General features: G+C 59.9%; 13 protein-coding genes. 9 read left to right on the top strand and 4 right to left on the bottom strand.

What is annotated here, in order from left to right:
* Nucleotides 1-62 precede the first annotated feature (62 nt).
* The 3 genes from MHY87_RS06050 to MHY87_RS06060 all read left to right on the top strand — a co-directional run bounded on the left by MHY87_RS06050 (nucleotide 63) and on the right by MHY87_RS06060 (nucleotide 15,438).
* A complete protein-coding gene (locus MHY87_RS06050; RefSeq protein ID WP_239350375.1) occupies nucleotides 63-5,324 on the top strand; it encodes a Calx-beta domain-containing protein in 5,262 nt (1,753 codons plus the stop codon).
* 618 nt (nucleotides 5,325-5,942) lie between these two features.
* The gene (locus MHY87_RS06055) at nucleotides 5,943-14,246 is read left to right on the top strand and encodes a hypothetical protein (RefSeq protein ID WP_239350377.1); all 8,304 of its coding nucleotides are present in this window, start codon (nucleotides 5,943-5,945) and stop codon (nucleotides 14,244-14,246) included.
* A gap of 244 nt (nucleotides 14,247-14,490) precedes the next feature.
* Nucleotides 14,491-15,438 carry an NAD(P)/FAD-dependent oxidoreductase gene (locus tag MHY87_RS06060; protein ID WP_239350379.1) on the top strand — a complete coding sequence of 316 codons (948 nt, stop codon included), beginning with the start codon at nucleotides 14,491-14,493 and terminating at the stop codon, nucleotides 15,436-15,438.
* A gap of 7 nt (nucleotides 15,439-15,445) precedes the next feature.
* On the opposite strand, the gene MHY87_RS06065 is transcribed toward MHY87_RS06060, so the two are convergent.
* Nucleotides 15,446-16,465 carry an alpha/beta hydrolase family protein gene (locus tag MHY87_RS06065; RefSeq protein ID WP_239350381.1) on the bottom strand — a complete coding sequence of 340 codons (1,020 nt, stop codon included), beginning with the start codon at nucleotides 16,463-16,465 and terminating at the stop codon, nucleotides 15,446-15,448.
* Between the two features lie 166 nt (nucleotides 16,466-16,631).
* Between MHY87_RS06065 and MHY87_RS06070 the strand changes: the two genes are divergently transcribed.
* Both MHY87_RS06070 and MHY87_RS06075 read left to right on the top strand, forming a co-directional pair.
* Nucleotides 16,632-17,960, top strand: coding sequence for a solute carrier family 23 protein (locus tag MHY87_RS06070; RefSeq protein WP_239350383.1), 1,329 nt, complete (start codon nucleotides 16,632-16,634; stop codon nucleotides 17,958-17,960).
* A gap of 111 nt (nucleotides 17,961-18,071) precedes the next feature.
* Nucleotides 18,072-18,932, top strand: coding sequence for an SDR family oxidoreductase (locus tag MHY87_RS06075; RefSeq protein ID WP_239350385.1), 861 nt, complete (start codon nucleotides 18,072-18,074; stop codon nucleotides 18,930-18,932).
* A 54-nt stretch (nucleotides 18,933-18,986) separates the two neighbouring features.
* On the opposite strand, the gene MHY87_RS06080 is transcribed toward MHY87_RS06075, so the two are convergent.
* Complete coding sequence (locus MHY87_RS06080; RefSeq protein ID WP_239350387.1) at nucleotides 18,987-19,307, bottom strand: hypothetical protein; 321 nt, start codon at nucleotides 19,305-19,307, stop codon at nucleotides 18,987-18,989.
* A gap of 81 nt (nucleotides 19,308-19,388) precedes the next feature.
* On the opposite strand from MHY87_RS06080, the gene MHY87_RS06085 reads away from it, so the two are divergent.
* Nucleotides 19,389-19,562, top strand: coding sequence for a DUF1328 domain-containing protein (locus MHY87_RS06085; RefSeq protein WP_009494036.1), 174 nt, complete (start codon nucleotides 19,389-19,391; stop codon nucleotides 19,560-19,562).
* Nucleotides 19,563-19,625: 63 nt separating this feature from the next.
* On the opposite strand, the gene MHY87_RS06090 is transcribed toward MHY87_RS06085, so the two are convergent.
* The gene (locus MHY87_RS06090) at nucleotides 19,626-20,165 is read right to left on the bottom strand and encodes a sigma-70 family RNA polymerase sigma factor (protein ID WP_239350389.1); all 540 of its coding nucleotides are present in this window, start codon (nucleotides 20,163-20,165) and stop codon (nucleotides 19,626-19,628) included.
* Nucleotides 20,162-20,377 carry a NepR family anti-sigma factor gene (locus MHY87_RS18700; RefSeq protein WP_255726422.1) on the bottom strand — a complete coding sequence of 72 codons (216 nt, stop codon included), beginning with the start codon at nucleotides 20,375-20,377 and terminating at the stop codon, nucleotides 20,162-20,164. The genes MHY87_RS06090 and MHY87_RS18700 overlap by 4 nt, the downstream gene beginning before the upstream one ends.
* Before the next feature lie 183 nt (nucleotides 20,378-20,560).
* Between MHY87_RS18700 and MHY87_RS06100 the strand changes: the two genes are divergently transcribed.
* The 3 genes from MHY87_RS06100 to MHY87_RS06110 all read left to right on the top strand — a co-directional run bounded on the left by MHY87_RS06100 (nucleotide 20,561) and on the right by MHY87_RS06110 (nucleotide 23,118).
* Complete coding sequence (locus MHY87_RS06100) at nucleotides 20,561-21,367, top strand: response regulator (protein WP_239350390.1); 807 nt, start codon at nucleotides 20,561-20,563, stop codon at nucleotides 21,365-21,367.
* Between the two features lie 292 nt (nucleotides 21,368-21,659).
* On the top strand, nucleotides 21,660-22,181 hold the full coding sequence (locus tag MHY87_RS06105) for a hypothetical protein (protein ID WP_239350391.1): 522 nt from the start codon (nucleotides 21,660-21,662) through the stop codon (nucleotides 22,179-22,181).
* Nucleotides 22,182-22,428: 247 nt separating this feature from the next.
* Nucleotides 22,429-23,118: a PRC-barrel domain-containing protein gene (locus tag MHY87_RS06110; protein ID WP_239350393.1), complete on the top strand. Its 690-nt coding sequence runs from the start codon at nucleotides 22,429-22,431 to the stop codon at nucleotides 23,116-23,118.
* Nucleotides 23,119-23,386: the final 268 nt, after the last annotated feature.

Consider the following 23,386-nt stretch of genomic DNA (forward strand, 5'->3'; position numbering starts at 1 on the left):
GGCCCCTTCACAGCCGCCCTGACGTACTGTAAGGTTATATCATCTGAATAAAGGGGGCTGTAATGGCTGGCGCAATTTATCTTTCTATTGATCCTTCCAACCCATGGGGAATCGTTTCAGAGGACGGGGGTGCTACTCCGACCGCATGGTATGAAAATGAATTTATTCCCGTTGGCACCAGGCTTGGCGAAATCGTCGGCATAGACAAGACGCTGTCGGGTGCGACCGCTTATCTGCGCTTCGCTACCGTTGCCGGTTCGCCTGCCAATGCGGGCGGCCGTTATGGGATCGAGCAGGAGGGTGGAAAATGGTATCTCACCGTCGGTCCTACCGCATGGGATTTTGAGACCCGCAACGTCCATACCTCTATCGCTCTCCAGTGGTACGATCCGGCTCGATTGACGGTTGACGACGACGTCACGTTCTTCGCTTACCTGAACGACATCTCCCCGACCGTTTCGATCGATCCGGTTTCGGCAGACAAGGACGAGGGTAATTCCGGCACGACAGCCTATACCTTTGTCATCACGCGTGACTTTGACGATGGAGCTTTCGCGAACGAAACTATCGTCCACTGGACTGTAACAGGTGCTGATGCCAGCGATTTCGCTGGCGGCGTGTATCCTAGCGGCGCGGTCACCTTCACCGCAGGTGAAATGTCTCGGACGATCACGGTCAACGTCAATGGCGATACGACACCGGAGGGCGACGAAGGCTTCACGGTCACCCTGACGGCTGGTGTCGATGACAACGCTACGGTCTCCACGACCAAGGGCAGCGCCACCGGCACGATTCGCAACGACGATGTGGCGACCCCGGCCATCGGCTTCTCCGGCACCACCACGGTGACGAAGGCCGAAGGCAACTCGGGCACGACGGCCTATACCTACGTGGTCACCCGCGACATCACCACGGGTCCCTCGACGGTGGTGTGGACGGTGAGCGGCTCGGGCACCAACCAGGCGGCGGCCGGCGACTTCGGCGGCACCTCGTATCCGAGCGGCACGGTGACCTTCGCGGACGGCCAGAGCAGCGCGACGATCACGGTCAACGTGAGCGGCGACACCGCCACCGAGCATGACGAGGAGTTCACGGTCACCCTGTCGAACGGCACGGGCGGCACGGTGAGCGGCACGACGACGGCCAAGGGCATCATCACCAATGACGATGCGCCGACCATCGGCTTCTCCGGCACCACGACGGTCTCGCACAACGAAGGCAACTCGGGCACGACGGCCTACACCTACGTGATCACCCGCGACACCTCGTCGGGTTCCTCGACGGTGGTGTGGACGGTGAGCGGCTCGGGCACCAACTCGGCCACGGCCGACGACTTCGGCGGCTCGTCCTATCCGAGCGGCACGGTCACCTTCGCGGCCGGCGAGACGGCCAAGACGATCACGGTCAACGTGAGCGGCGACACGACTCCCGAGAACAATGAAGAGTTCACGGTCACGCTGTCGAACGGCACGAACGGCACGGTCGGTGGCACGACGACGGCCAAGGGCATCATCACCAACGATGAGGTCCCGTCGATCGGCTTCGCCAGCACCGCGGTAGTGACGAAGGCCGAAGGCAACTCGGGCACGACGGCCTACACCTATGTCGTCACCCGCGACACCTCGTCGGGCACCTCGACGGTGGTGTGGACGGTAAGCGGCTCGGGCACCAACTCGGCCGTGGCCAGCGACTTCGGTGGCACGTCGTATCCGAGCGGCACGGTCACCTTCGCGGATGGCCAGAGCGCTGCGACGATCACGGTCAACGTGAGCGGCGACGCCACCACCGAGCACGACGAGGAGTTCACGGTCACCCTGTCGAACGGCACGAACGGCACGGTGAGCGGCACCACGACGAACAAGGGCGTCATCACCAATGACGATGCGCCGACCATCGGCTTCTCCGGCACGACGACGGTGAGCCACGCTGAGGGCAACTCGGGCACGACGGCCTACACCTATGTCGTCACCCGCGACACCTCGTCGGGTTCCTCGACGGTGGTGTGGACGGTGAGCGGCTCGGGCACCAACTCGGCCACGGCCGACGACTTCGGCGGCTCGTCCTATCCGAGCGGCACGGTCACCTTCGCGGCCGGCGAGACGGCCAAGACGATCACGGTCAACGTGAGCGGCGACACGACTCCCGAGAACAATGAAGAGTTCACGGTCACGCTGTCGAACGGCACGAACGGCACGGTCGGTGGCACGACGACGGCCAAGGGCATCATCACCAACGATGAGGTCCCGTCGATCGGCTTCGCCAGCACCGCGGTAGTGACGAAGGCCGAAGGCAACTCGGGCACGACGGCCTACACCTATGTCGTCACCCGCGACACCTCGTCGGGCACCTCGACGGTGGTGTGGACGGTAAGCGGCTCGGGCACCAACTCGGCCGTGGCCAGCGACTTCGGTGGCACGTCGTATCCGAGCGGCACGGTCACCTTCGCGGATGGCCAGAGCGCTGCGACGATCACGGTCAACGTGAGCGGCGACGCCACCACCGAGCACGACGAGGAGTTCACGGTCACCCTGTCGAACGGCACGAACGGCACGGTGAGCGGCACCACGACGAACAAGGGCGTCATCACCAATGACGATGCGCCGACCATCGGCTTTGCCGGCACCGCGACGGTCTCGCATGCCGAAGGCAACGCGGGCACCACGGCCTATACCTATGTCGTCACCCGCGACACTTCGTCGGGCACTTCGACGGTGGTGTGGACGGTGAGCGGTTCGGGCACCAACTCGGCAGCGGCCGGCGACTTCGGCGGTTCGTCCTATCCGAGTGGCACGGTCACCTTCGCGGCCGGCCAGACGGCTGCGACGATCACGGTCAACGTGAGCGGCGACACTGCGACCGAGCATGACGAAGAGTTCACGGTCACCCTGTCGAACGGCACGAACGGCACGGTCGGCGGCACGACGACGAACAAGGGCGTCATCACCAACGACGATGCCGCGACGATCGGTTTCTCCGGCACCACGGCGGTGACGAAGGCCGAAGGCAACGCGGGCACCACGGCCTACACCTATGTCGTTACCCGCGACACCTCGTCGGGCACTTCGACGGTGGTGTGGACGGTGAGCGGTTCCGGCACCAACTCGGCAGCGGCCGGCGACTTCGGCGGTTCGTCCTATCCGAGCGGCACGGTCACCTTCGCGGCTGGCCAGACGGCTGCGACGATCACGGTCAACGTGAGCGGCGATACTACACCCGAACACGACGAGGAATTCACGGTTACCCTGTCGAACGGCACGAACGGTACGGTCGGCGGCACGACGACGGCCACGGGCGTCATCACCAACGATGATACCGCGACGATCGGCTTCTCCGGCACCACGACGGTGACGAAGACTGAAGGCAATGCGGGCACCACGGCCTACACCTACGTCATCACCCGCAACACCACTGCGGGCGACTCGACGGTGGTGTGGACAGTGGGCGGCTCGGGCACCAGCTCGGCCACGGCCGACGATTTCGGCGGCACGTATCCGAGCGGCACGGTCACCTTCGCGGACGGCCAGAGCAGCGCGACGATCACGGTCAACGTGACCGGCGACGCTACGGACGAGCCGACCGAAGAGTTCACGGTTACCCTGTCGAACGGCACGAACGGTACGGTCGGCGGCACGACGACGGCCAAGGGCATCATCACCAATGATGACTCGGCTACGCCGCCGACCCCGTCGATCAACTTCGGCACGGCGTCGGTGACGCACGACGAAGGCGCGGGCGGCACCACTACCGCCTACACCTACGTGATCACCCGTGACACCACTTCGGGCACTTCGACGGTGGTGTGGACAGTGGGTGGCTCGGGCACCAACTCGGCGTCCGGCAGCGACTTCGCCGGCAGTGCCTATCCGAGCGGTACGGTCACCTTCAGTGAAGGTCAGGACAGCGCGACGATCACGGTCATGGTGAACGGCGACGACACGAACGAGCCGACCGAGGAGTTCACGGTTACCCTGTCGAACGGCACGGGCGGCACGGTGGGCGGCTCCGGCACGGCCACGGGCGTGATCACCAACGACGACGCGCCTCCGGCTGGCACTCCGTCGGTCGGCTTCACAGGCACGACGACGGTGACGAAGGCCGAGGGCAACGCAGGCACCACGGCCTACACCTACGTGGTCACCCGCACCGGTACCTCGGGCGAGTCGACTGTGGTGTGGAATGTGACCGGTTCAGGCGCCAACGCGGCATCCGACGGCGACTTCGCTGGCGGTGCCCGCCCGAGCGGCACGGTGACCTTCGCCGACGGCCAGAGCACCGCGACGATCACGGTCAACGTGAGAGGCGATGGTGATGTCGAGCCGACCGAGGAGTTCACGGTCACGCTGACCGCCGGCACGAACGTGACGGTGGGTGGCACGGCGACGGCCAAGGGCATCATCACCAACGACGATGCTATGGTTGTTCCGAACACGGCTCCGAAGGATGTGGTCCTCAACGTCAACGGCGGCAAAGTCGACGAGTATACTGCTCCCGGCGTGCAGGTCGGCGCATTCTCTGGCTTCGATGCCGAGGGTGATGCGATCAGCTATACGATCGTCGACAGCGCTGGTGGCCGGTTCTCAATCGTGGACGGCAAGCTCATGCTGGCTGGACCTGTGAACTATGAAGAGGCCAAGTCTCATCAGATCAAGGTCCGTGTCAGCGACGGCAAGGAAGCGTTCGAGCAGGTCTTCACCATCAATGTCGGCGATCAGGTTACGCTGAACAAGCGTGGCTCGAGCAAGAACGACAAGCTCAACGGCACCGGGCTCGACGACATCCTCAAGGGCGGCTCCGGCAACGGCAAGGACCAGATCAAGGGCCTTAACGGTGACGACAAGCTGTACGGCGAGGGCGGTAACGACACCATCTACGGTGGCAACGGTCATGACACTCTCTATGGTGGCAAGAACGATGACACCCTGAAGGGCGATGGCGGTAACGACATCCTCTACGGCGAGGAAGGCAACGACAAGCTGTATGGTGGAGCGGGCAAGGACATCTTCGTGTTCAACAAGAAGCTGAACGCGAAGACCAACCTCGACACGATTGCCGACTTCAAGGTCGTCGACGACACGATCTGGCTCGACAACGCCATCTTCAAGAAGCTCGGCAAGGCTGGTTCGGCGGCTGCGCCGGCGGCCCTGAACAAGGACTTCTTCCGGATTGGCGATAAGGCCAAGGACAGAAACGACTACATCATCTACGACAAGAAAAAGGGCATCCTCTATTACGATGCCGACGGTTCGGGCAAAGGCAAGGCGGTGGAAATCGCCAAGATCGGCAAGAACCTGAAGATGACTGCAGACGATTTCTCGGTCATCTAATCGAACGGTGTAGTTCTAAGCATGAGCCCCGGCAGCAAGGCTGCCGGGGCTTTTTTGTGCCGGTTGTCCTAAGGAGATGGGTGAGGAATCCCGCGGCCTATCGATCACGTTGGATTGCCAACGGAGACGCTGTCAGAGCTCTTAAGTTGGCTCTGATCCGCTCTGGAATAGATGGAAGCCTATGGGCCTGTTCACGTTGGTCCTCATTGTCATTGAACAAGACAGGACCCAACCTTCTCGGATTTCTCCTGCCAATCGTCGGTGGCACGATGTCTTTGGCTACCCCGTCCCTTGGTAACTTGTGAGCTTAAGCCGGCCGGGGACGGTTCAGCGCATCTGAGGCATCGTTGAAAAGCCGAGCCAAGCCTTATCGGTTGAGAATATCGCAAAGTGTTGAGGCCGTTCTGACGCTGGGTTTTTGACAGAATCTGAGCTTTTAGCGTGCGAAAAGTCCTCATCTTACAGAGGCGTAACCTGGCTGCGATGGAGTAAGATGGAGGGTTCTTGCAGAATAAGGATTCCTAGGTCAGGTATCTTTGCAGACATGCAAGGATTTGGTCTTGCCGCAACGTGATATTGTCACATATAGTCTATGGGCTGAATAAGGGGTTCATGGCTATGGCGTCTTCGTTTTCTCTGAACAACCAGCTCTCCGCTCTCATCAAGGACCAGATTGAGGCCGATGACCTGATAGTGCTCAAGAACGGATCCGTCCTGGCTACATGGATGGACCGCACGTCGGAAGGCGAGGGGCGTCTTGCAGGCCAAGTCTTCAATTCGGCAGGAAAAGCTAAAGGGCCGTCGTTCACGATTGGCGATCGGGTAGAGCCCGGTTCCACCAAGTTCTTCCAGTTGGAAAATGGACGGCCGGTCGCGCTGTGGGCCTCAACAGGGTCGCAGGGCGATCTGAGCGTGTTCAACATGCGTGTTCTGAAAGCGGACGGCCGTGCTTCCGGCGCGGTTGCTCATGCATTGACGTCCTTTGATGCAGATCGCGAAGTCCTCTCCGTCAAGGAGACCAAGGGCGGCGGCTTTGCGCTCACGTACAAGACGCCGAACTCTGATGTGATCTCCGAGGCAATATATGACTCACGCCTGACATGGATCGAGGATGAGGCGCTGTCTGCAGAATCTGCAGAGCAGAGAGCAGCTTTCGATATTGCTGAGTCATGGGTTCTGGAAAGTACAGTACAGGACCCAGAGATAACCATCATCGATCCTTGGTCGGCTCCGATGGTGTCGCTGGCTGGACCAACTGGTGGCGGGGGAGGAATTCCTGACAATACTGGTCCTTACTTGATCGGTATCAGCAGGACGACGCTGGCAGAAAATTCCCTTAGGAACGGGGATGTTGTCGGCACTTTCTACGCATACGATGCCGAAGACCATGCGATTGCCAGCTATGCTTTGACTACGACAGGAACCCCTTTCAGGGTTGAGAACCGGAGTGGCACATGGGTTCTTGTCGTTGCTGATGAAAGGAAGCTCAATTATGAGTTATATTCCAGCAATGGCGGCAAGATCGATCTCTGGTTTACCGCGAAGGACGAATACGGTGCTGGTGGCGGTAACGCCTTTACAATCACTCTAACCAACGTTCCTGAACCCACGACGGCGACGATAACGGACAAGACAGATCTTAAGGAATTCAATACCGTAGACCGTAAAGTCGCGACGGTCACTCTGTCAGATGACGATCTGGGAGGGAGCCAGCTGGTATTGTATTTTAGTCGGGCGAAAGATTCGGAACGATTTTATATCGTAAGAGAAAGCTCGACGTTATATAGCATCTATACTAAAGCGGGTGCTGTATTCGATTATGAATCCGCGCCTGGCGGCGTCTACAATCTTCAGATTTTTTCTTTAGATCACTCTATAATCGGCGCGCAGAATTGGAATAGTGCCTATACCATATCCTTTAACATCACGGATATGCAGGAGTCTCCGCACGATATTGCGCTGACTTCATATAGCGTCTCCGAGCGTGCCATCGGAGGAGATGCAGAGGCGCACTTCGTAGGATGGCTAAGCGCTCAAGACGATTTCGCGGATATGCCGAACCTCGTCTACGAGGTGGTCGACTTCGTAACAGGCGACTTTGATCCTGATAGCCCGTTTGAGGTGATCTACCAGGATGGCCGTTGGGGACTTCAGCTTAAAGCTGGCGCAGCGCTGGACTATGAAGACCCGGCGCTTATCAATCATAAAGTCAAGGTTACGATTAGAGCCTCGGATCCTCATCGTCCGGGGACTTCGACAATTGAGACGCTCACTCTGGATGTGACCAACCTGAATGATGCGCCGGTTCTCAGCGGGGGATTGTCCTCGACTGTCGTGACCGAGGGAGCGGGCACGGGCGACCTACTGGGTATGCTCAACATTACCGATCAGGATGGGAACAGCATTCACGCTTGGGTCGGCGGTCCCATGGGTGACGCGTTCGAGATCAAGTGGGAGGCAGGCGGGTTCGCCTTGCGCGTCAAAGACGGTAGCAAGATCAATTACGAGATTCCCGAAGATCAGAAGTATATCGAAGTCTATATCACCGACCAGACGGGGAATACGAACTCACTCAGAAGTTATAGATTTGATCTCACCATCAATGACGTCAACGAAGCGCCTGTTCTTGCTGGGTTGTCCGGATACGAGCTGGGCGGAAGTCCCGACGATGATAGTTTTGTCGCTTACGTGGACCTATCGGACGAGGACTATGCCGACGCTACCCTAAATGTTGTCGTCTCCAGCAGCCTCGACGGCTTTGATGGAACGAGGGCTTTCAAGATTGTCAAGGAAGGCGACAAGTATGTGCTGAAGGTCGCCAAGGGCGCTCTCATCGACTATGACGCAATCGAGACGCATCTTGCGCACCTTGTTATCACTGCGACCGATCATAAGGGTGTGTCGGTTTCGCGGAATTACACCATCACCATCACCAATAATCCTCCCGAGATTTCGTCGGTGACCGGCGCAGATATCCGCGACCATGCTGGCAAGGATGGATCAAGGATCGTTGCCGCAACCTTTGCCGCGCAGGACCCGAACAAGGACCCGGTGACGGCGGGTGTCACAAGCAGCCTCGACCGTGATGGCATAAAGGCCTTCAGAGTCGAGTATAATCATGACACAAAGCTCTATGAGGTCATCGTCAATGATCCGGCTTTGATTGATTACAATTCGGCCGAGGGTCATCAGGTCGCTATCACTCTCTCCGTCACCGACGATCATGACAATACGTCGACCCATGACTTGACGCTTAACATCCTGAACGATGCCCCGACGGGGCTAGCACTGACGGATGTCATCAACCCTAGAGAAGGTGAGGCATCGGGTGCGTATGTCGCTACGGTCAATGTCACCGATATCGACGGCGATGAGCTGACCTTCTCTGTCACGAGCAATTTCGATACCGCCGACAAGAAGGCCTTCCATATCGTCAAAGAAGGCGACAAGTATGTGTTGCGGGTTCTGAACCCCGAGCTCATCAACCTTGATACCGCGACGACGGCTAATCTTCTGATCACTGTCGATGACGGTCATGGGCACACGACTTCGATCACTCCTGCTATCGAAGTCAGGGATGGCGATGATCCTGTCGTCGATGTGGCGACGGTCGCATTCGACGAGAATTCGGGTGAGGGAACTCTCGTCGGCTATATCGACGTTTCCGATGTCGATGGCGACATCGTCGGCGATCCTGTCATTGAAGGCCCCTGGGCTGGCGCGTTCATCCTCGTCCAGATCAGCCCCACGCGCTATGAAATTCGCGTGTCGGCTTCCGGCAAGGCGCTTCTTGACTTCGAGAGCCCGGGCTCTCGGATTCTCAAGATCACGGTTCGGGATTCTAAGGGGCACGAAACCTCGAAGGATTTGACGCTGGACATCCAGGACGTCAATGAAGGCCCAATCGGCATCAAACTCAACGAAGCCAAGGGAGTTGAAGTCTTCGAGAATTCTGAGGTCATTGGTGTTCTGAGCGCCACCGATCCGGAAGGACATGCAATCTCCAATTATGTCATCGTGGCAGGCGATCCGGATGGTTTGTTCACCGTCTTCAATAACGGCGGCAAGTTTGAGATCCGCGCCACAGGCAAGCTCGACTACGACACACTCATCTCTCACATCTTCAGACTGAAGATCGTCGCGGTCGACGAGCATGGTGTGCAGACTGGAGAACCGGAGGAAATCACCATCGATGTGATGAACATCGATGAAGCGCCTGAGGATCTGTCTCTGTCTGCGCGCACAGTGGTCGTGGATTCGCCCGATGGCGTGCTCGTTGGCTATCTGAGGGCGTACGATCCTGAGGGAAATCCGATCACTTATACCATAAGAGGCGAGCTGTTCGACAGCGGGGCTCTCAGCCTCGAACCTGATGACGAAACAGGACTTTGGGTGATCAAGGTTCTCAACGGCAGCCTTATCAAGCCGACCTCCGATGGGAGCCTCATCATCACCGCTTCCGACGGCGAGCATGAAACCTCGATGTCGGTCAATCTGAACATCCTGGAAACCAACACGATCCCGACGAATGTCCGGTTCACGGACCCGGCTTCTGTCGTCGCGCATGCGTCGGCCGGTACGGTTGTCGGTTATATTGAAGTCGACGATCCGGATGGGCAGGAACTGACCTTCAGCGTGAGAAGCAATCTCCCCGGCGACGATGGCTCGGGGACTTACTTCCGGGTCGTCAAGTTGGACGACGGTAGGTTCGAACTCAGAGTGAGCTTGGCGACGGCTGAACTCATCTATGCTGCGGGCGGCGATAACTTCTTTAAGGTCTATGTGACTGCCTTCGACGGGATCAACCGCAGTGACGAGACGGAGTTGGCTGTCACGATCACGGAAAACTTCGGTCCGACCGGTCTCGGCTTCGACGCCGACCTGGTGGATTGGCGTGGTAATGCGGTCATTCCAGATGCTGCCGACGGAACGATCATCGGTACCCTGAGCGGCTTTGATCCGGAGGGCGACGACTTTACCTATTCCGTTGAAGGCGCCATGGCCGGCATCTTCGACATCAAGGCTGGCGATGAGCCTGGGACCTGGGTTCTTTATGTGCTCAATGGGTCCGGCTTGGATCTGTCGACGCGCTTCAGCATTACGATCAGAATCGTTGCGACGGATCGGTGGGGGAATTCCTCCTACCAGGACGTCACGATCTTCACGCAGGAGCTGCCGCCGAACCGGGCCCCGACCGATCCAACAGCCGCGTTCGAAATTGAAGAGGGCATCACCGGCGAAATTCTGACCCTCGACGATGAGGACGAGGACGGCGACACGATTGCCTACAAGTTCAAGTGGCGTGACGGTTCGCTGCACAATGAGAGCGAGGATGGCCTGTTCCGCTTCGTCGGCAACAAGCTTGAAGCTGTCACTGGCGCTTCGGTCGATCGCGACACGATCAAGAACTATACCATCGTGGCCGACGACGGGCAGGGCACCTCGGTCAGTTTGGTTGAGGGCACGCTCACCGTCACGCTCAAGAACGAAGACGAGACGACGGGCAACCACGCTCCGACCGATCCCTCCCGCTCGCTCGAATGGAAGGAAGGTGTGACGGGCGATGTCCTGATCCTGGCCGAGAAGGACATCGACGGCGAGACCATCATCTACAAGTTCAAGTGGAAGGATGGCTCTCTGCACGACGAGAGCCAGGACGGCCTGTTCCGCTTCGTCGGTAACATGCTCGTTGCTGTCACCGGCGCTACGGTCGATCGGGATACGATCAAGACCTACACCATCGTGGCCAATGACGGGCAGGGTGCATCCAACAGCGAGGTAGAAGGCACGCTCACCGTCACGCTCAAGAACGAAGACGAGACGACGGGCAACCATGCGCCGTCCGATCCGTCGCGCTCGCTCGATTGGGCGGAAGGTGCGACGGGCGATGTCCTGATCCTGGCCGAGAAGGACATTGACGGTGAAACCATCATCTACAAGTTCAAGCACTCGGACGGCTTCCTGTACGACACCAGCGAGGACGGGCTGTTCCGGTTCGTTGGCAACAAGCTCGTTGCCGTCACTGGCGCCGTAGTGGATCGGGACACGTTCAAGACCTATGTCATCGTTGCCGATGACGGTCAGGGTGCGCCCAATAGCCAGATGGAAGGCACGCTCACCGTCACGATCAAGAACGAGGACGAGACGACCGGCAACTATGCCCCGTCCGATCCGTCACGTTCGCTTGACTGGAGAGAAGGCAAGACAGGCGATGTCCTGTTCTTGGCGGAGAGGGATCTCGACGGCGAGACGATCATCTACAAGTTCAAGTGGAAAGACGGCTCGTTGCACGACGAGAGCCAGGATGGCTTGTTCCGCTTCGTCGGCAACAGGCTTGAGGCAGTCGTGGGCGCTTCGGTCGATCGCGACACGCTGAAGTCCTACGCAGTTGTCGCCGATGACGGCCAAGGTGCGCCGAACAGCGTGGTGGAAGGCACGCTCACCATCACGATCACGGACGTGGACGAGGCCACCGGCAACCGTTCGCCTTATGATCCTTCCCGCGCGCTCGAATGGAAGGAAGGCGCGACGGGCGAGGTTCTGATCCTGGCGGAGACGGACATCGACGGCGAGACGATCATCTACAAGTTCAAGTGGCGTGACGGTTCGTTGCACGACGAAAGCCAGGACGGGCTGTTCCGCTTCGTGGGTAACAAGCTCGAAGCTGTCACCGGTGCTACGGTCGATCGAGATACGCTCAAGACTTACACCGTCGTGGCCAATGACGGCCAGGGCGCGCCCAACAGCGAGGTGGAAGGCACGATCACCGTCACGATCAGCAATGAGGACGAGACGACGGGCAACCATGCTCCCCCCGATCCGACACGCGCATTGGACTGGAAGGAGGGCGCGCTTGGCGATGTCCTGATCCTGGCGGATAGGGACCTTGACGGCCAAGCCGTTACCTACAAGTTCAAGTGGCGTGACGGCTCGCTGCACGATGAGAGCGAGGATGGGCTATTCCGCTTTGTCGGCAGCAAGCTCGAAGCTGCAACCGGCGCCACGGTGGAACGCGACACGATCAAGATCTACAACGTGGTGGCGGATGACGGGCAGGGCGCTCCCAACAGCGTCGTGAACGGTCAGATCACCATCACCATCAAGAACTTGGATGAGGCGACCGGCAACCATGCTCCGACCGACCCGTCACGAGCCGTAGACTGGTTTGAAGGGGTGATGGGTGCCGTCCTGATCCTGGCGGAGATGGACCTCGACGGAGAGACCATCTCGTACAAGTTCAAGTGGTCGGATGGCACCTTGCACGCTGAGAGCGAGGATGGCCTGTTCCGCTTCGTCGGCAACAGGATGGAGGCCATCGGCGCGGAAGCTGTCGACCGCGACACGGCGAAGAACTACACCGTGGTGGCGGACGACGGTTCGGGAACTCCCAACGGCACCGTGACCGGCACGATCAAGGTGACGATCAAGAACCTGGATGAGCCGAGCGGCAACCATGCGCCGACCGACCCGTCGCGGACGCTTGACTGGGCCAACGGTGCGCTGGGTGTTGTTCTCATCCTGGCGGACACCGACCTTGACGGACAGACGATCGTCTACAAGTTCAAGCACTCGGACGGCTTGCTGTACGACACAAGCGAGGATGGGTTGTTCAGGTTCGAGGGCAACCGTCTCGTGGCGCTCGGCGCCGCGGCAGTGGATGCCGACACGATCAGGAACTATGTCGTTGTCGCCAATGACGGCCAGGGCGCGCCTAACAGCGAGGTGGAGGGCACGATCACCGTCACGATCAAGGATCCGGACGATGCCACGGGCAACTACGCGCCGACGGTGCCGTCTGGCAGCTTCACGATCAAGGAAGGAGCCGCCCTCGGAGCGCTGCTGACATTCGATGCGGTGGATCTCGACGGACAGACGATCATTTACAAGTTCAAGCACTCGGACGGCTTGCTGTACGACACCAGCGAGGACGGATACTACAAGTTCGTCGGTAACGTGCTGATGCTGGTGAAGTCTCCGGGCGTGGCGGCTACGGAAACCAAGTCCTATGTCATTGTCGCCAACGACGACATGGGGGCACCGAACAGCATCGTGGAAGGCTCGGTGACGGTGACCGTGGAGGACACAGGAAGCCATGCTCCGACGGATGTTCGGTGGGTTTCGGGCACTGCTGCGGTGCGCGAGGGCACGAGCAACGACATCGTCGTGGCCGCGCTGACCGCCACCGACCTGGACGGCGACCCGCTGCGCTTCGAGCTGAAGGACGATGCCGGCGGCCGGTTCAAGCTGGTGCAGGAAGATGGCCGCTGGGTGATCAAGGTCGCCAACAGTATCGCCATCGACTACGAGCAGCTGAGCAGCTCGGCGAAGTACTACACCATCCAGGTGCAGGCCTTCGAGGACAAGGCGGACGGCGGGGCCTCGGCGATCACGACGCTGCGCATCAACGCACGCGACCTCTTCATTGAGTTCGTGGAGGAGGCCGACACCTCGGACAAGATCTATGGTGGCGGCTTCAACGACAACCTGAATGGCGGCAAGGGCGACGACACCCTGCGCGGCGGTGAAGGCAACGACAACCTGTGGGGCGGGGAAGGCAACGACGTCTTCCAGTTCCAGTATGCGCCGGATGCGACGACCAACCGGGACAGCATCAAGGACTTCCGGGCGAGCACGACGGGGGGCGAGAACGACATGATCTGGCTGAACCGCCAGTTCGGGTTCAGCGGCTTCAAGACGACGGAGAACAACAAGGTTCTGGACGCTGCGGCGTTTGTGCTGGGCACGGTGGCGACGGAGGCGCGGGCGCAGATCCTGTACGACAAGTCGAACGGGCGTCTGTACTACGACCAGGACGGCACGGGCTCGCGGTTCGACAAGGTGTGGTTTGCGACGATCGAGACCTACATGGGCTCGCGGGCGGATCTGACCGCGGCGAATTTCTGGATTTATTCCGGAACGTAAGAAACTGGCAGGGCGGCCCCTTCACCACCGCCCTGGCGGACCTGGACAACAGGAAATCCCGATTGGGCTCCAGCGGAAAGCCGCTGGAGCCTTTTCTTATGGGACGGTAAGGAGCGCAATCCGCCCACGTATTATGAGAGGCGGTTGCGTCTTCGCCTTGGGGATTTGACGCGCGCCTGATCTTTTTCGCTCCTGATGTGTTGTGCTTCCTCTGGGAGCATCACACGAGGGGGAACGAGGCTGCATGGCGTCCAATGCGGATATGCTCGATTGCCTGATCGTCGGCGGCGGGCCGGCAGGGTTGACGACAGGTCTCTATCTGGCGCGGTTCAAGCGCCGCTTCCTGATCGTTGACAGCGGCACGCCGAGGGCGGCGTGGATTCCGACGAGCCACAATATTCCCATGTTTGCGGATGGGATTTCCGGCAAGGATCTCCTGGCCCGGGCGCGCACCAATCTGGAACAGTACGGTAAATGCATCAGGGCAGGGCGGGTCACGGGCCTGAGCAAGCAGCCGGATCGTTTCATCGCTTTGGTCGAGGACGACGATGGCCGCACCGGGCAGATCGCGGCCCGGCGGGTGGTGCTGGCAACGGGCGCGGTGGATATCGAGCCCGATCTGCCGAATGTGCCTCATGCCGTTCAGCGCGGTCTCGTGCGCTATTGTCCTATCTGTGACGGCTATGAATCCCGCGACCGGAAGATCGCCGTCATCGCCTATGGCGCTCACGGCATTGGGGAGGCGGTGTTCATCGCCCGCACCTATTCCCGCGACGTGACGCTGCTCACGTTGGGCCAGCCTCTCGAATTGAATGCGGAGCAGCGCGGCAGGCTCGACGAGCATGGCATCAAGATGGTCGAAACGCCCGTCGAGTCTCTCGACATGGAGAAAGACAGGATTTCCGCTCTCCACTTCGACGGCAAGGAGCATCGCTTCGATGTGCTCTATTCAGCCTTGGGCTTGAAGTACCGCTCCGATCTCGCATTGTCTTTGGGCGCAGAGCACGATCCGTCAGGCAGCCTGATCGTCGACAGCCATTGCCAGACGAGCGTGAAGGGGCTGTATGCAGCAGGTGACATTGTGCGCGGCATCGACCAGATCGTGGTGGGCATGGGGCATGCTGCACACGCCGCCACGCACATTCACAACCATTGCGAATTGCCCACCGAGGATGAGCCCGGCGGAGCCTGATCTTTCGTCAGGCGAGAGCTTTTGCGAGAAGAGGCAGGCTCACATCCATCCGGTAATCCACCGACGAGTGATTGTCGGGGAATTCCTCGTAAACATGCGCGATGCCGGCAGTCTCCAGCTTGCGGTGCAATTGGCGCGAGCCATAGACCATGTTGTACTGATCGATGTCGCCGCAATCGATGTAGAAGGCCTTCAGCTTGCGCAGGTTGTCCTGGGCCTGCTTGTCGTCGACCATGCGCAGCGGATCCCATCGCAGCCAGTTCGTCCAGCGTTCCTCGATGACTTCGCAGGTGTGAAGATCGACGGGCAGCCTGATGCCGCAGAACTGGCTCGGATCGGGATCGAAGCTCGCGGCCTGGGCGAGGATCATCAACACGTGCCAATCCTGATCCTTCGCCTTCGGCCCTTCCGCGAACTTGTTCAGAAACTTTTCGATGGACATGCCGTGGCTCGCCAGATGGCGCAGCGCGCCCGCGAACTCGCCGAGATGATAGAGATACTCAAAGCCCACATCGCCTGAGTGAGAAGCCGCTGCTGCCCACACCGAGCCGCCATGGCGCAGGGCATGGACCAGAGAGCCGTAGCCACCTGAACTCTTGCCGAAAACGCCGCGTCGTCCGTCCCCGCCGCAGCCGAAGCGCTGTTCCACGAAAGGCAGCATCTCGCGGATCAGGAAGGTCTCCCACAGGCCCATCGCGGCGCTGTCGACATATTGGTTGCCGCCGAGGCGCGTGAAGCAATCGGGGAAGGCGACGACTGTCGGAGGCATGGCGCCCGTGCCGATCAGGCGGTCGAGCCGCTCCGGAACGCTCTCGCCGTAATTCTTCCAGTTGGTATGCGCAGGCCCGCCCGCCGTGTAGCCCACGAGATCCACGAGGAGGGGGAGGCCGCGCCCGTCATGGCCGGCAGGTACATAGACGTCGATCCGCCGCCTTGCGGGATCACCGAGGAGGTTCCCTTTCAGGCACTCGCTGTCGATCCGGAGGGAGTGCACCACGCCTTCCGGCACGTTCTGGTCCTTGCGCATCGCTGATCCTTCTTGCTCGTAGGGGGACATGATGTGGCTGCCGAACAGGCACTTGTCCAGAAATGGGGCTGTCGTGGCGGTTAATAAGTGTTCCCGGGCGCTAGCTTTTCCTCCCGGCCTGGCACTAGGGTGCCACCTCAAGCGTCATTGTCTGGGGGAATAGAACATGAGCGATAGTTTCCTGCCTAAATGGACCTTGAAGAACGAAGGCATCATCATGCCGGATGAGCGGCTGCCGACGGGTCAGATGATCGTCGTCGGTCTGCAGCATGTGGTGGCCATGTTCGGCGCCACGGTGCTGGCCCCCATCCTGATGGGCTTCGACCCGAACGTCTCCATTCTCTTCTCTGGCCTCGCCACCCTGATCTTCTTCTTCGTGGTCGGCGGCCGGGTGCCGAGTTATCTCGGCTCGAGCTTCGCCTTCATCGGCCCCGTACTGGTGGCGATGGGCGCTTCGGTCGGCAGCCCGAACCCGAACATTCCTCTTGCGCTCGGCGGCATCATCGCGGCCGGTGCGCTCTATTTCGCCATCGGCCTGATCGTCCAGGTGATCGGGCATCGCTGGATCGAGAAGCTCATGCCGCCGGTGGTCACCGGTGCCATCGTGGCCGCCATCGGCCTCGTGCTGGCTCCGATCGCCATCAACAGCGCGTCTGGTGTGACGCCCGACAATGCGAACGGCTCCGACTTCGCCCGCTGGATCGCTCTTGCGACGGCGCTCTCGGTCGGCCTCGTCGCGGTCTATGCGCCGGGCATGTGGAAGCGCCTGCCGGTGCTGCTCGGCGGCGCCATGGGCTACCTGGTCTACTACATCTTCGCGAACCATCTGGGCTACGGCGCGCCCATCGACTTCACGAAGATCGGCGAGGCGGCCTGGTTCGGCCTGCCGACCTTCCAGAGCCCTGTCTTCGACACGCGGGCCATGAGCCTGATCGCGCCCGTCGCCATCATTCTGGTCGCCGAGAACCTCGGGCACATCAAGGCCATCGGCGCCATGACGGGCCGCAACCTCGATCCCTATCTCGGACGCGCCTTCATGGGCGACGGCCTTGCCACGATGCTCTCCGGCTCCGCCGGCGGCACGGGCATGACCACTTACGCCGAGAACATGGGCGTGATGGCCGTGACCCGCATCTACTCGACGCTGGTCTTCATCATCGCCGCAGGCTTCGCGCTTCTGCTCGGCCTCTCGCCGAAGTTCGGCGCTTTCATCGGCACCATTCCGGGGCCGGTGCTCGGCGGATTGTCCATCGTGGTGTTCGGCCTCATCGCCGCAACGGCGGGCCGCATCTGGGTAGAGAGCCGGGTCGATTTCTCGAACCCGCGCAATCTCATCACGGTCGCTGCCGCCCTGATCCTGGGCGCCGGTAACTTCAAGCTGAATGTCGCGGGCTTCACTCTCGACGGCATCGGCACCGCGACCTTCGGGGCGATCATCCTGTATCATCTCCTGAACATGGGGTCGCAGCACGCCGACGAGGCTCCGCGCGCTTAAAGCACGTACCAGGAACACGTCTTCGGAGCCCGCGTTGAGCCATCAACGCGGGCTTTTCTTTGCTCAATGAGGAGCCGGAGCCCGTATCGCTTTTCAAAGAAGGATGGTGCGATGAGTTCCGAACAGAAGCAGACACTTCCTCCCCAGGTACAGGATCAGCAGCCCGGTCATGAAACCGAGATGAATCCGAGGCCTGATTACGAGCCGCGTTATCCGGGCAGCAATCGCTTGCAGGGAAAGACGGTGCTCATCACCGGCGGCGACAGCGGCATCGGCCGCGCGGTGTCGGTTCTCTTCGCGCGCGAAGGCGCGGATGTCGCCATCGTCTATCTCAATGAGAGCGAGGATGCGCAGGCGACCAAGAAGCTCGTGGAGAGGGAAGGGCGCACATGCCTGACCATCGCGGGCGACATCGGCGATCCCACTTTCTGCCGCTCCGCAATCGATCAAGTCGTCAAGCAATTCGGCAAGCTCGATGTGCTCATCAACAACGCGGCCGAGCAGCATCCTCAAAAGGAGATGGCGGAGATCACGCCCGAGCAGATCGACCGCACGTTTCGCACGAACATCTTTGGTTATTTCTATATGACGCAGGCTGCGATGCCGCATCTGAAGCAGGGTGCCGCCATCATCAACACCACCTCCGTCACCGCCTATCGCGGCAGTTCTGATCTGCTCGATTACAGTGCGACCAAAGGCGCCATCGTCGCTTTCACGCGCTCCCTGGCGCAGAAGCTCGCGGAGAAGGGCATCCGCGTGAACGGTGTCGCGCCAGGACCGATCTGGACACCTCTAATCCCATCGACCTTCCCGGCGGAGAAAGTGAAGAGCTTCGGCGCGAATACGCCGCTCAAGCGTCCGGGCCAGCCCAACGAGGTCGCGCCTTCGTATCTCTTTCTCGCTTGCGAAGACGCCTCCTATATCACAGGCTCGGTGCTGCATCCGAACGGCGGCGATCCAACCGAATCCTGACAACAAAAAAAGGCGGCTCGCTCGAGCCGCCTTTTTCGTGAAGGACGAGGCATCTCAGCGACGGCGACGCACCCGAACGGGTATCGGAGCGGGGGCCTGCACCGTGAGCGCGAAGAACAGCAGCACGGCGGACAGGGACGCACCGATCAGGAAAACGACTTCTGCAATTTCAGCCTGCGAGGCCATTCCGGTGACGCCTGCAAGCAAAGTAAGAACGGTGAAAAGAATAAATGCACGAAGGGCAACTGAACGGGTCATCGACATTTCTCCCAAGTGTTCTGAAAAACGTACCTGAAAGAGCCGGGTTCCATACTCAGGCGATTTCGGAAAATACTTATGCCGAGCTTCCTCAAATCGCAGTTCTGCGTCTTTCATGCGGAACCACACGGCCGCGCTTGGAGTTGTTTCAGCGCATCGGTTCACAAAGCCGATCCTAAATCTTAGCGAGGTAACACCATGCTCGGTTGGGCTGTCACTTTTCTCATCATCGCGCTGGTCGCAGCGCTGTTCGGTTTCGGCGGCATCGCCGGGACTGCCGTCGAGATCGCAAAGCTGATCTTCTTCGTGGCGATCGTGCTCTTCGCCATCTCGGCCGTGATCGGTCTTCTGCGCGGAAGAAGCCCCATGTAGGAAGCCTTCCCTGGCTTCATGAGAACGCCGCCTCTCAAGGGCGGCGTTTTTCTTTTTGAAGCGTCAATTTTGAAGGGCTGCGCGGGTCATGCTGTCGGGGCCGAGATCATCGATGTCGCTCACGTTCAAGGCCGCGGCCAGGCGCAGGCGCGCACGGTTGACGCGGCTCTTGATGGTACCGACGGCGCAGCCGCAGATGCTGGCGGCTTCCTCATAGGAAAAACCGGAAGCGCCGACCAGCAGCAGCGCCTCGCGCTGGTCGGACGGGAGTTCCGACAGGGCCACGCGAAAATCTTCGAAATCGAGATGCACGCCTTGTTCGGGCTGGACCTTCAGGCGGGCTGCGAACGATCCGGTGGGGTCCTCGACCTCGCGACGGCGCTTGCGATACTCGGAATGGAAGAGGTTGCGCAGGATCGTGAAGAGCCAGGCATTCAGGTTCGTGCCTGGCTGGAAGCGATGAAGATTGGCGAGAGCGCGGAGGAGGGTGTCTTGGACAAGGTCGTCCGCCTTGTCGACCTGACCTGAGAGCGAGATGGCGAAGGCGCGTAAACCGGGGACTGCAGCCAGCAGAGCCTCTCGCAGGTCAGGCTCTTGGGTCATTGGGGCCCGTCTTTCTTCCTGTCGAGCTGGTCCAACAATTCCTTGAAACGGTCCGGAACGGGCTGCTGCATCAATTCGTCGTACATGGCGCGCAATTGGTCGCCGATACGTTTCTGGCTGCCGCTGTCGAGTTTTGCGTCGGTTCCAAGCTTGCCATTGGTAGGCTCGCCCGAGAGCGCCCGGGCCAGCTTGTTCCCCTTGTCACCTGTCATCTGATTCCCCTTGCCATCCCGGAATATTATTAAGGGATAGCCAACCTTGGCAGTAGCTCTATACTCATTTTCGAGCAATAACGCTTGTTGTTGAACTCAGTTCCAGAAATGGAACTTTTGCAGCTTTGCAGCGTTGAATGGTCCATCGGTACAACGAGTCATAAGCACTATAAGGGGAAGCGAATGTCGACAGCTCAGCTTGTCGTCCAGCATTTACCGTATCTTCGTCGTTATGCACGCGCTCTCACAGGCAGCCAGATGGCTGGTGATGCCTATGTGGCTGCGACCCTTGAGACCCTGGTAAGCGAGCCTGAGACCATCGGGCCGTCCGGCAACGTCAAGGTGGAACTTTTCCAGGTCTTCACGCGCATCTGGAATTCGCTCTCCGTCAACGGACGCAGCGAGCAGATTCAGCGCGATCTGCCGGCGGAGGTCCGCCTAGGCCAGATCACTCCCCTGCCGCGCCAAGCCTTCCTCCTGTCCTGCCTCGAAGGCTTCGGAGAGGAGGAGGTCGCCCAAATTCTCGACGTCGACACCAAGACTGTGCGCGAGCTCGTCGACGAGGCCGGACGTGAACTGGCCGCCGACATGGCGACCGACATCCTCATCATCGAGGACGAGCCGCTGATCGCCATGGATCTCGAGGCGCTCGTGGAAGGCCTCGGTCACAACGTGACGGGCGTCGCCCGGACACGCACGGAAGCCGTCAAGCTCGCCTCCAGCAAGCAGCCTGGCCTGATCCTGGCGGATATTCAGCTTGCCGATGGCAGCTCCGGTCTCGACGCGGTCAACGACCTTCTGAAATCCTTCGAAGTGCCGGTGATCTTCATCACCGCTTATCCGGAGCGCTTCCTCACCGGTGAGCGGCCGGAACCGGCCTTCCTCATCGCCAAGCCGTTCCAGCCGGCCAACGTGTCTGCTGTCATCAGCCAGGCCTTGTTCTTCCAGCAGAGCGCCCGGCGGCGTGAGCCTCGCGCTGCGACGGCCTGATAGGCGTCTCAGTTGCGCTTAAGTAATCGCCCGGCCTTCAGGCCGGGCTTTTCTTTTATCACGTTGTAATCGGGACAAAAAAAGACGGGCTCTCAAAGCCCGTCTAAAGGTGCCGGCCAATGCACAAGGGGAATGCGGGGAGGACCAGGAGGCCGGTGCTTTAAGAACGCTGCTTGGAAAATAAAGGTTCCCACCTTTTTTCTTTGCTTATCCTCATGGAGATGTGCCGGAACATCAAAGATAAGGTCGCGTTGTTTTCTCGAATGGTTTAGCTGATCAGCGGGAGACAGGGATGCTCCTCACATCCACAAAATTCTATGTTCTGACCGGAGCCGCCCTGCTGGCGGGCGGCATCGCCTTCGCCGATACCGGATTTGCGCCCCTTCAATCCCCGCACGACTTCCTCAAGGCGGCGCTGTTCCAGGAGCAGTTGGCATCCAAGGGCGACCGGCTGGCGATGACGCGCCCGGCAGAGGACCAGACGAGCGTGTCCATCGTTGAGATCGTCGGTCTTGAACATGCGACCGTCATCCTACGCGGAAACGACGGCAAGGTTCTCTATCGCTCCGACCCCCGCTCCGGCATGACGACCGTCACGAAGAACACCGATCTACCCGTCATGACGATGAAGGAAGAGATGCAGGCGCCCGCCGTTCAGACCCCGCCTGTCGCCCGTGAAGAAAGCGAGGAGCCCCGCAAGGTCAAGCGTCAGACGCCCGTCGGCTGCGTGGCCGATGTGAGCCCGCTGGCAAGAGCCAGCTCCAACAGGATGCCGAGCTTGTGCCTCGCATCGCTGGAGCAGCCTCTGTCGTGAAACGACAGAGGCTAGCGGATATGTTGTCAGGGGTGAGGAAACTCAAATATTCTTCATGACAATGTGAGTGCGTAATGCAGTTATTCCCGCATCTATGAATAAATATTCATAATAAAATTCATCTGATCAATTGCTGATTGCTTCTGCAAGATGCTGATAAATCTGGAACGCCTCGACGAAGCCAGCGTTTTGCTTCAGCGCATTTGGCGCATATCGCGATTCAACGGATACTCAGGAGAATTTGACGATGCTGAAGAAGCATATGGCAGCTTGCCTTGTCGTGACGGCTTTCGCGGCGGCGCCCGCTTTTGCTCAGACATCCCCTGCGCCTTCGGCTCCGACTGATCGTCCGACCGCCTCTGGTTCCGGCACAACGACCTCGGGCTCACCGGCCATGCAGCCGGGCGCGTCAGGTGCCTTGTCCACGAATTCCTCCGCCATGAGCCAGGGCGGCGCAACGCCGGGCCAGTTCATGACACAGATGCAGTCGAGCCAGATGATGGCCTCGGATCTGATCGGCACCCGTGTCGTCAGCACCAACAATGAATCCATCGGCGACATCAACGATGTGATCGTTGACCGCAACGCTCAAGTGATGGCTGTCGTGGTCGGCGTCGGCGGCTTTTTGGGTATTGGTGAAAAGGACGTGGCCGTTCCGTTCGGCTCCCTGGAATTTGCCAGCAATCAGCAGGCGAGCGCCACGGACAACAATGTGGCGACCACCGGCTCGACTGCATCGAACCCGAATATGGCGACCAACAACGCTCCTGCGGCCAACAGCAATGCGTCCTCCTCGAACGAGCCGGATCGGGTCATCCTCCGGATGACGAAGGCCGAGCTTCAGGCCGCTCCCGCTTTCAAGGCGAACGCTGACGCCGATGCCAACCGCTCGAACACCGGCACAACGGGCACGACCAATACGACACCGCAGAAGTAATTGCCTCAAGGCTAGAGCCTAGTCCGCGGCGCTCCGATTTTCGGGGCGCCGTTTCTTTTGGGAAAACGGCAAAATAAAAGGCGCAGCCACGAATGACTGCGCCTTTAAAGGTGCCAGTCCGAGGGGGCGTTCGGACCGGTTGCTTGCATAACGCCGGCTAAACGAAAGGAGTTCCAGGCATTTTTCAAAAAATCGTGCTGCCTTGAATCGAAGTGCCGGTTGCAGAGGAACCGGGGCGTTGCGGGCACGTTGCCGAAGCACAAGAGAT

Source organism: Microvirga sp. ACRRW (assembly GCF_022346925.1).
Classification (GTDB): Bacteria; Pseudomonadota; Alphaproteobacteria; order Rhizobiales; family Beijerinckiaceae; genus Microvirga.

Bases quoted from the DNA above. Each gene is read 5' to 3' on its own strand.
- MHY87_RS06090 (WP_239350389.1), bottom strand. From the start codon at position 20,165: ATGACCCAAGAGCCTGACCTGCGAGAGGCTCTGCTGGCTGCAGTCCCC.
- MHY87_RS06070 (WP_239350383.1), top strand. From the start codon at position 16,632: ATGAGCGATAGTTTCCTGCCTAAATGGACCTTGAAGAACGAAGGCATC.
- MHY87_RS06105 (WP_239350391.1), top strand. From the start codon at position 21,660: ATGCTCCTCACATCCACAAAATTCTATGTTCTGACCGGAGCCGCCCTG.
- MHY87_RS06085 (WP_009494036.1), top strand. From the start codon at position 19,389: ATGCTCGGTTGGGCTGTCACTTTTCTCATCATCGCGCTGGTCGCAGCG.
- MHY87_RS06055 (WP_239350377.1), top strand. From the start codon at position 5,943: ATGGCGTCTTCGTTTTCTCTGAACAACCAGCTCTCCGCTCTCATCAAG.
- MHY87_RS06065 (WP_239350381.1), bottom strand. From the start codon at position 16,465: ATGCGCAAGGACCAGAACGTGCCGGAAGGCGTGGTGCACTCCCTCCGG.
- MHY87_RS06100 (WP_239350390.1), top strand. From the start codon at position 20,561: ATGTCGACAGCTCAGCTTGTCGTCCAGCATTTACCGTATCTTCGTCGT.
- MHY87_RS06075 (WP_239350385.1), top strand. From the start codon at position 18,072: ATGAGTTCCGAACAGAAGCAGACACTTCCTCCCCAGGTACAGGATCAG.
- MHY87_RS06060 (WP_239350379.1), top strand. From the start codon at position 14,491: ATGGCGTCCAATGCGGATATGCTCGATTGCCTGATCGTCGGCGGCGGG.
- MHY87_RS06050 (WP_239350375.1), top strand. From the start codon at position 63: ATGGCTGGCGCAATTTATCTTTCTATTGATCCTTCCAACCCATGGGGA.
- MHY87_RS06110 (WP_239350393.1), top strand. From the start codon at position 22,429: ATGCTGAAGAAGCATATGGCAGCTTGCCTTGTCGTGACGGCTTTCGCG.
- MHY87_RS06080 (WP_239350387.1), bottom strand. From the start codon at position 19,307: ATGAAAGACGCAGAACTGCGATTTGAGGAAGCTCGGCATAAGTATTTT.
- MHY87_RS18700 (WP_255726422.1), bottom strand. From the start codon at position 20,377: ATGACAGGTGACAAGGGGAACAAGCTGGCCCGGGCGCTCTCGGGCGAG.